General features: G+C 71.9%; 8 protein-coding genes. 2 read left to right on the forward strand and 6 right to left on the reverse strand.

Annotated elements, in window-relative coordinates:
* The 6 genes from ACRDP3_RS14445 to ACRDP3_RS14470 form a co-directional block, all read right to left on the reverse strand.
* The coding region (locus ACRDP3_RS14445) for a gamma-glutamyltransferase family protein (protein WP_431517330.1) at nucleotides 1-1092 on the reverse strand (1092 nt) is incomplete at its 3' end.
* A 14-nt stretch (nucleotides 1093-1106) separates the two neighbouring features.
* Complete coding sequence (locus ACRDP3_RS14450; RefSeq protein WP_431517336.1) at nucleotides 1107-2207, reverse strand: ABC transporter ATP-binding protein; 1101 nt, start codon at nucleotides 2205-2207, stop codon at nucleotides 1107-1109.
* Between the two features lie 5 nt (nucleotides 2208-2212).
* Nucleotides 2213-3325, reverse strand: coding sequence for an ABC transporter ATP-binding protein (locus ACRDP3_RS14455; protein WP_431517331.1), 1113 nt, complete (start codon nucleotides 3323-3325; stop codon nucleotides 2213-2215).
* A 14-nt stretch (nucleotides 3326-3339) separates the two neighbouring features.
* Nucleotides 3340-4251 carry an ABC transporter permease gene (locus ACRDP3_RS14460; RefSeq protein WP_431517332.1) on the reverse strand — a complete coding sequence of 304 codons (912 nt, stop codon included), beginning with the start codon at nucleotides 4249-4251 and terminating at the stop codon, nucleotides 3340-3342.
* Nucleotides 4248-5201, reverse strand: coding sequence for an ABC transporter permease (locus ACRDP3_RS14465; protein WP_431517333.1), 954 nt, complete (start codon nucleotides 5199-5201; stop codon nucleotides 4248-4250). Before ACRDP3_RS14465 ends, ACRDP3_RS14460 begins: the two co-directional genes overlap by 4 nt.
* Complete coding sequence (locus tag ACRDP3_RS14470; protein WP_431517334.1) at nucleotides 5198-6823, reverse strand: ABC transporter substrate-binding protein; 1626 nt, start codon at nucleotides 6821-6823, stop codon at nucleotides 5198-5200. The genes ACRDP3_RS14465 and ACRDP3_RS14470 overlap by 4 nt, the downstream gene beginning before the upstream one ends.
* A gap of 177 nt (nucleotides 6824-7000) precedes the next feature.
* On the opposite strand from ACRDP3_RS14470, the gene ACRDP3_RS14475 reads away from it, so the two are divergent.
* Nucleotides 7001-7765 (forward strand): SIR2 family NAD-dependent protein deacylase, encoded by a 765-nt coding sequence (locus tag ACRDP3_RS14475; RefSeq protein WP_431517335.1) that lies wholly within the window; start codon nucleotides 7001-7003, stop codon nucleotides 7763-7765.
* A 99-nt stretch (nucleotides 7766-7864) separates the two neighbouring features.
* The coding region (locus tag ACRDP3_RS14480; RefSeq protein WP_431517337.1) for an SDR family NAD(P)-dependent oxidoreductase at nucleotides 7865-8034 on the forward strand (170 nt) is incomplete at its 3' end.

Here is an 8034-nt window from a genome sequence, read left to right on the forward strand (position 1 = left end):
CAGTTCGCGGGAGGCCCGCTCCCCGACGAGCGCGCGCCGCCCGGCGTTGTAGTCCGCGGAGAGCAGCGCGTCGAGGGGGACGGCGGCGGCGCCCTCCGCGTCGCCGTACCAGGCCTCGCGGTCGGCCATCGCGAGCTTGGTGCCCTCGATGAGGCGGTGTACGTACTCCGCCCCGCCGTACTCCACGGTGCCGTCGGCGATGCCGTCAGCCATGCCGTCGGGCAGCAGCGCCAACTGCTGGAGCAGGCTGGGCCCCTGGGACCACGGGCCGGCCTTGCAGAGGGTCCAGCCGTTCCAGTCGAAGGTGACGGGGTCCTCGTAGCTCGCCTCCCAGCCGGCGAGGTCCTCGCCGGTGAGGGTACCCGTGTGGCGTTCGCCGGAGGTGTCCAGGGTGGGCTGTGCCGCCGCCGAGACCAGCGCCTCCGCGATGAACCCCTCCCGCCATATCCGGCGGGCCGCCTCGATGCGCTGCTCGCGGCCCGGTCCGGCCGCAGCGGCCTCGGTCAGCAGCCGCTGCCAGGTCGCGGCCAGCGCGGGATTCTTCAGCAGCGCCCCGGGGGCGGGCGAGCGGCCGCCGGGGAGGTAGAGGGCGGCGGAGCCGGCCCATTCGGTCTCGAAGAGTTCGCGTACGGTCTCGACGGTCTCGCCGACCCGCTCGACGGCGGGGTGCCCACGCTCGGCGTAGCCGATGGCGTAGCCCAGCACCTGCTCCAGGGACCTGGTGCCGTGGTCGCGCAGCAGCGTCAGCCACGCGTCGAACGCGCCCGGGACGGCGGCGGCCAGCGGACCGGTGCCGGGGACGAGTTCGAGGCCGAGCGAGGTGTAGTGCGCCACGGTCGCCCCGCGCGGCGCGACGCCCTGCCCGCACAGCACCCGCACCGGGCCGTCGGCGGGGGCCAGGATCAGCGGCACCTCACCGGCGGGGCCGTTGAGGTGGGGCTCGACGACCTGGAGCACGAAGCCCGCGGCGACGGCGGCGTCGTAGGCGTTGCCGCCCTCCTCCAGCACCGCCATCGCGGTCTGCGAGGCGAGCCAGTGGGTGGAGGAGGCCATGCCGAAGGTGCCCTGGAGGGTCGGACGGGTCGTGAACACGGTCGTGCGGCTCCCTACGTCGTATGCGTCGTGTGCGTCGTGTGCCGGTCCTGCCGCTCGGGGTGGGCGGCGTCGGGTGCGGCGCCGTCGTCCCCCACCAGGTGACAGGCCACTTGGTGGTCGCCACCCGGCAGGGTACGGTGCCGCGGCGCCTCGGTGCGGCACCGGTCCACGGCGAGCGGACAGCGGGTGTGGAAGCGGCAGTAGTCGACCGCGTGCTCCACCGGTCCGCCCTTGGGGAAGACCGCGCTGGGCAGGTCGCCGTGCAGCACGATCCGTTCGCGGGCACGCTGGGCGGGAGGATCGGGGACGGGCACGGCGGAGAGGAGGGCCTGGGTGTAGGGGTGCTTCGGAGCGGCGAACAGCTCGGCTGCCGGGGCCTGTTCGACGATCTCCCCGAGGTACATCACGGCGATGCGGTCGGCGAGGAACTCCACGGCTGCCAGGTCGTGGGTGATGAAGAGGCAGCCGAAGCCGCGGTCGCGCTGCAGGTCGGCCAGCAGGTTGAGCACCGACGCCTGTACGGAGACGTCCAGGGCGGACGTCGGCTCGTCGGCGACCAGCAGCAGCGGGTCGACGGCCAGGGCGCGGGCGATGGAGACGCGCTGCCGCTGTCCGCCGGAGAGTTCGTGCGGACGGCGGTCGGTGAGCTCGGGCCGCAGGCCCACCTGGCGCAGCAGTCCGGCGACGCGGTCGCGCAGCGCGTCGCCGCTCGCCATCCGGTGCAGGACGAGCGGTTCGGCGACGATGCGGCCCACGGTCATCCGGGGGTCGAGGGAGGCGGAGGGGTCCTGGTAGACGAGGTGGAAGTCCTTGCGCAGCGGGCGCAGGGCACGCCGGGAGAGCCGGGTGACGTCGACGCCGCCGATGCGGACCGTACCGGCGGTGGGGTCGTCGAGACGTACGACGCACTGCCCGACCGTCGACTTGCCGGACCCCGACTCCCCTACGAGCCCGACGACTTCACCACGTCCCACGGTCAGCGACACCCCGTCGACGGCGCGTACGGTGCCTCCGCGCCCGGCGAAGTGGCGTACGAGGTCGCGTACTTCGAGCGCGGGGGGCTGCGACTCGCCGGCGCCACTCGCCTCCGAGGCCCCGCGCTGTGCTCCGATGGGGGTCACGTTGCTGCCTCCTCGGCGGGCGTGGCCTGGACTCCCCCTGGCGAAACCGGGGCGACCGGGTGCCAGCAGGCGACGGTGTGGCCGGGCGCGGGGTCGCGCGCCAGCTCCGCCAGGGCAGGGCGCTGTGTCGTGCACCGCTCGTCCGCGCGTGCGCAGCGCGGCGCGAACGTGCAGCGGTCCGGCTGCCGGGCCAGGCTCGGGACCAGTCCGGGTATCTCCCGCAGCCGCGGCCGTTCTCCCCCAGAGCCTCCGGCCTGGGAGGTCCCAGCGGGGGCGGCGGCCCGCGCGCCTGGGCGTGGCACGGCGTCCAGCAGGCCGCGGGTGTAGGGGTGCCGCGGCCGGGCGAAGAGGTCGTCGACGTGGGCGTGTTCGACGGCGCGGCCCGCGTACATCACCAGTACCCGGTCCGCGGTGTGCGCGACGACGCCCAGGTCGTGGGTGATCAGTACGATCGCCGTGCCCAGCCGCTCCCGCAGCGAGGTGAGCACGTCCAGGATTCCGGCCTGCACCGTCACATCGAGCGCCGTGGTCGGCTCGTCGGCGATCAGCACGGCCGGGTCGCACGCGACCGCGATGGCGATCATGACGCGCTGGCGCATGCCGCCGGAGAGCTGGTGCGGGTAGGCGTCCACGCGGCTGCGGGGGGCCGGGATGCCCACCAGATCGAGCAGTTCGACCGCCCGCTCCCTGGCCTCCCGCTTGCCCAGCGACTGGTGCCGCCGCAGTACTTCGCCGATCTGCCGTCCGACGGTGAGCACCGGGTTGAGCGAGGTCATCGGTTCCTGGAAGATCATGGACAGTTCGCTGCCGCGTACCGCCCGCAGCTCCTTCTCGTCCCCGCCCGCCAGTTCGCGGCCGTCCAGGGTGACGGAACCGGTGACGGTCGCGGTCGGGGGCAGCAGTCCCATGACGGCAAGGGACATCACCGACTTGCCGCACCCCGACTCGCCCACCACGGCGAGCACTTCGCCGGGCGCGACGTCGAAGCCGACCCCGTCGACGGCGTGCAGCTGCCGGTCCTCGGTACGGAAGGAGACGGCCAGGTCCCGTACGCGGAGCACGGGTGCGGTCACAGCGGTCGCAGCGGGCACAGCAGTCGCAGGGGGCATCGCGGGCACCTCGTTCACCGGGTCACTCCCCTCGGGTCGAGCACATCGCGCAGCCCGTCGCCGAAGAGGTTGAAGGCCAGCGTCGCGGCGACGATCGCGAGGCCGGGGAAGACCGCCATCCAGGGTGCCGCGGCGATGTAGGGCTGGGCGCTGGAGAGCATCACGCCGAGCGAGGGGTCGGGCGGCTGGACGCCCAGGCCGAGGAAGCTGAGCAGGGCCTCGCCGATGATGGCGGTGGGAACGCCGACGGTCGCCTGCACCAGCAGTGCGGAGGCGGCGTTGGGCAGGATGTGCCGGGTCAGCACGACGCCGTCGCCGCCGCCGCTGGCGATGGCGGCGCCGACGTAGTCGAGGTGCTTCAGGCGCAGCGTCTCGGCCCGGGTGACCCGGATGACCTGCGGGACGAGGGAGACGCCGATGGCGATGGTGGCGTTCAGCAGGGAGGGGCCCAGTACGGCCGCGAGCCCCACCGCCAGCACCAGGAAGGGGAAGGCCAGCAGGGTGTCGGTGATCCGCGAGACGAGCGAGTCCGCGAACCGCCCGTAGAAGCCCGCGACCAAGCCGAGCGGCACGCCCGCCACGAAGGCCAGTACGACCGCGAGCACACCCACCTGCATGGAGGCGCGGGCGCCGTAGATCACCCGGGAGAGCTGGTCGCGGCCGAGGTCGTCGGTGCCGAGCCAGTGGCTCCAGCCGGGCGGCGTCAGCGCGGAGCCGAAGTCGGCGCGCGCCGGGCCGTAGGGGGAGATCAGCGGGGCGGCGAGCGCGACGACGAGGAAGAGGGCCGCGATGACGGCACCCGTGAAGGCCAGCTTGTTGCGGCGCAGTTGGCGCAGCCGGCCGGGCGGCCGCGGTGGCGCGTCGGCCGCTTCGGCGTCGGCGGGCGCGGCTGACGCCGCGGACGCGGGTCCGGTGACCGTACTCACTGTGCCCCTCCCAGCCGGATGCGCGGATCGATGACGGAGTAGAGGAGGTCGACGGCGAGGTTGACGAGGATGTAGCCGGTCGCCGTGAACAGCACGACGCCCTGCACCATCGCGTAGTCGCGGGTGAAGACCGCGTCGATCATCAGCTTGCCGAAGCCGGGGAGCACGAAGATCTGTTCCGTGACGACCGCGCCGGAGATCAGGTGGCCCAGTTGCAGGCCGAGCACGGTGACGACGGTGACGAGTGAGTTGCGCAGCGCGTGCCCGCCGATGACCTGGCGCCGTGCGAGGCCCTTGGCCCGAGCGGTGCGCACGTAGTCGGCGGAGAGCGACTCCAGCATCGCGGCTCTGGTCTGCCGCATCACGACGGCGGCCAGGCCGCTGCCGAGGACGATGACGGGCAGCACCATCCGCTGCAGGTTCTCCAGCGGGTCGGTGCCGAAGGGGACGAAGCCGGAGGCGGCGAAGACGGGCACGGCGATGGCGAAGCCGAGGATGAGCACGATGCCGAGCCAGAAGTTGGGTACGGACAGGCCCAGCAGCGCGACCGTGTTGGCCACCCACTCCTCGGGCCGGCCGCGCCGGACGGCGGCGATCACCCCGGCGCCGATGCCGACGACGATGGCCAGCAGGAGGGAGAGGAGGGCCAGTTCGAGGGTGACGGGGAGGGCGTCGAAGATGCCGTCGACCACGGGCAGCCCGGTACGGGCGGAGGTGCCGAGGTCTCCGGTGACGGCGTTCTCGACGTAACGCGCGTACTGCACGGCGATGTTCTGGTCCAGTCCGTACTGGTGACGGATGGCGGCCAGCGCCTCCGGGGTGGTCTCCTCGCCGGCGAGCGCGCGTGCGGTGTCGCCGGGCATGGCACGTACGCCGATGAAGACGACGACGCTGACAAGGATCAGGGTCAGGGCCGACTGGCCGAGGCGGCGCAGCACATACCGGTTCATCGCGCGCTCGCCTTCTTTCCGTCCTGGCCGCCGGTGTAGCCGGCGTTCTCGACCCGTACCAGTCCGTCGCCGTACACCCGCAGGCCCGCGACCTCCTTGGTGGTGACGACGTAATTGCGCTGGCGGTAGAGGTAGATGAGTCCGTACTCGTCGTTGATGGCGCCGGTGAGGTCGCGGTAGATCTTCTTGCGTTTCTCGGGCGCCGCGGTGCGCCGGCCGTCCTCGATGAGCCGGTCGATGCCCTTGTCGGAGAGGCCCGACCGGTTCTCGGAGCCGAGAGTGCCGGCGAAGGCGTCGACGTTGCCCGCCGGGTCCAGCCGCCCGGACCAGCCGACCGACACGGCCTCGAAGTCGCCCTTGTCGGCGTGTTCCAGCAGCGTGGTGAACTCCGTGGGGCGCAGCCGTACGTCGAAGCCGGCGTCCTTCGCCATCGCCTGGACGACCTGGCCCAGACGCATGTCCTCGACGGTGTTGGAGATGGTCAGCTCGACCGGCACCCGCCCCTTCGCACCGGCCTCCCGCAGCAGTTGCTTCGCCCGCTTCAGATCACGGCCCGGGCAGCGGACTTTGCTCCCGAACTCGCTTGAGGGCGCGACGGGCCCGCAGGCGGTGTCGTACATGCCCTGGAAGACGATCTCGTTGATCAGCTTACGATCGAGGGAGAGCGCGAACGCCTCGCGTATGCGCTTGTCGCGGGCCAGCGCGCTGTCGACCTTCCCCGGCGGCTTTCCGAGGCCGCGGCTGTTGCCGATGTTGACGGTGAGGCCCTGGTAGCCGAGCGTCGGGGAGTTGAAGAGCTGAAGCTTGTCGTCGGTCAGCGCGCTCTGCACCTCCAGGGGCGCGGTCTGGTCGCTGACCTGGGCGTCGCCGGAGCGCAGGTTGGCAAGCCGTACGTTGCCGTCGATGATGGTGCGGTAGACGACCTTGTCCAGGTGTACGTCGTCGGCGCCGTAGTAGTGCGGGTCCTTCTCCAGCACGATGCGGTCGCCCGTCACCCGCTCGGCGAACCGGAAGGGGCCGACGCAGGACGGGTGCGCGGCGAAGTCCTCCCCGTACTTCTTCAGCGCCCGCGGCGACATCACCATCCCGGAGCGGTCGGCGAGCGCGCCGAGCAGCGGTTCGTACGGCTCCTTCAGGCGCAGCCTGACCCGGTTGCCGCTGAGGGTGTCGACGCTCTTGACCGGCTTGAGTTCGCTGGCGCGCGCGGAGGCGGGCAGGTCGCGGTGGCGCAGCAGTGAGGTCCGTACGGCGTCGGCGTCCATCGTCGTGCCGTCGCTGAACCGGACACCCCGTCGGACGGGGATCACCACGGTCCGGCCGTCGTCGCTCACCTCGGGCATTCCGGCGGCCAGTTGGGGCTTGATCCGGTTCTTCGCGTCGGTGTCGTAGAGCTTCTGGCACATCGAGGCGAAGACGGTACGGCCGACGAGGGTGGACCCCAGGCTCGGATCGAGCTTGTCCGGGTCGGACTTGAGCGCCACGGTGAGGATCCCGCCGTCCCGCACGGAACGGTCGTCGCGCATCCGGACCTCCCCCACCTCGGTGGCCGACGTGGTCAGGGACGCGCAACCAGAGACGGTGAGGGCCAGGACGGCGACGAGGGCCGGTACGCGAGGGCGCAAGGCGTCCCACCTCTCAGCGGGCGACAGGATGCGGGCGACAGTATGCCGTATACACATGCTCTGGCAAGGGTTTGTTTGAAGGTTTGACCAGCAGATTCGGGCGGCCGCAAGAGGTCCGGTCGACGCGTCTGACCTGCGGCCCGGGACATCCCGAACCGGATGACTACGCTGGCGGACATGGCAGCCGACCCCCAAGCGACGACGACGACCTCGCCGCGAGGCCCGCTCGTGGCGATCCTCAGCGGAGCCGGGATCTCCACCGACTCCGGCATCCCCGACTACCGCGGCCCGCAGGGACTATGGCGGAACGACCCGGAAGCCGAGAAGCTCGTCACCTACGACTTCTACATGTCCGACCCGGACATCCGGCGCCGCTCCTGGCAGATGCGCCGCACCAGTCCCACCTGGGACGCCAGGCCGAACGCGGCACACGAGGCGGTCGCCCAGCTGGAAGGGTCGGGCAAGCCGGTCCGGGTCATCACGCAGAACGTGGACGGGCTGCACCAGCTGGCCGGCCTTCCGGACCGCAAGGTGATCGAACTGCACGGGAGTTCACGGACCGTGGTCTGCACCGGGTGCGAGGTCCGCACCCCGATGGCGGCGGCACTGGAGCGGGTGGCGGCGGGCGAGGCCGATCCGGAGTGCCAGGAGTGCGGCGGCATCCTGAAGTCGGCGACGGTGATGTTCGGGCAGTCCCTCGACCCCGAGGTGCTGGGCCAGGCCGTGGGGGCGGCCAAGGCGTGCGACGTCTTCCTGGCCGTCGGCACCAGCCTTCAAGTCCAGCCGGCCGCCTCACTGGTGGAGATCGCGGTCGAGCACGGGGCCCGGCTGATCATCGTCAACGCGGAGCCCACCCCGTACGACGACCTGGCCGACGAGGTCGTCCGCGAACCGATCGGCGAGTCGCTGCCCGCCCTCCTGGACGAGCTGCACCAGCACTGACGAGCTGACGCAGTGCTGCGTCCGAATCCCGCCGGACGGAACGGGGACCCTGGACCAGGATCGAGCATGTTCACTCTTCAACAACGAAATGGGACGATCATGCTCCACACCACGACACAGCGGGCCACGCCCACCCTGCACGGCAAGGTCGCGCTCGTGACCGGCGGCAGCCGCGGCATCGGCGCCGCCATCGCGCTGCGGCTCGCCGCCGACGGCGCCGATGTCGCGCTGACCTACGAGAAGAGCGAGGCGTCGGCCAGGGAAGTGGC

The sequence above is a fragment of the Streptomyces sp. genome (genome assembly GCF_050698815.1).
Taxonomy (GTDB): domain Bacteria; phylum Actinomycetota; class Actinomycetes; order Streptomycetales; family Streptomycetaceae; genus Streptomyces.

Excerpts from the sequence above, each read along its gene's own strand:
- ACRDP3_RS14455 (WP_431517331.1), bottom strand. The coding sequence starts at position 3,325 with ATGCCCCCTGCGACTGCTGTGCCCGCTGCGACCGCTGTGACCGCACCC.
- ACRDP3_RS14475 (WP_431517335.1), top strand. The coding sequence starts at position 7,001 with ATGGCAGCCGACCCCCAAGCGACGACGACGACCTCGCCGCGAGGCCCG.
- ACRDP3_RS14465 (WP_431517333.1), bottom strand. The coding sequence starts at position 5,201 with ATGAACCGGTATGTGCTGCGCCGCCTCGGCCAGTCGGCCCTGACCCTG.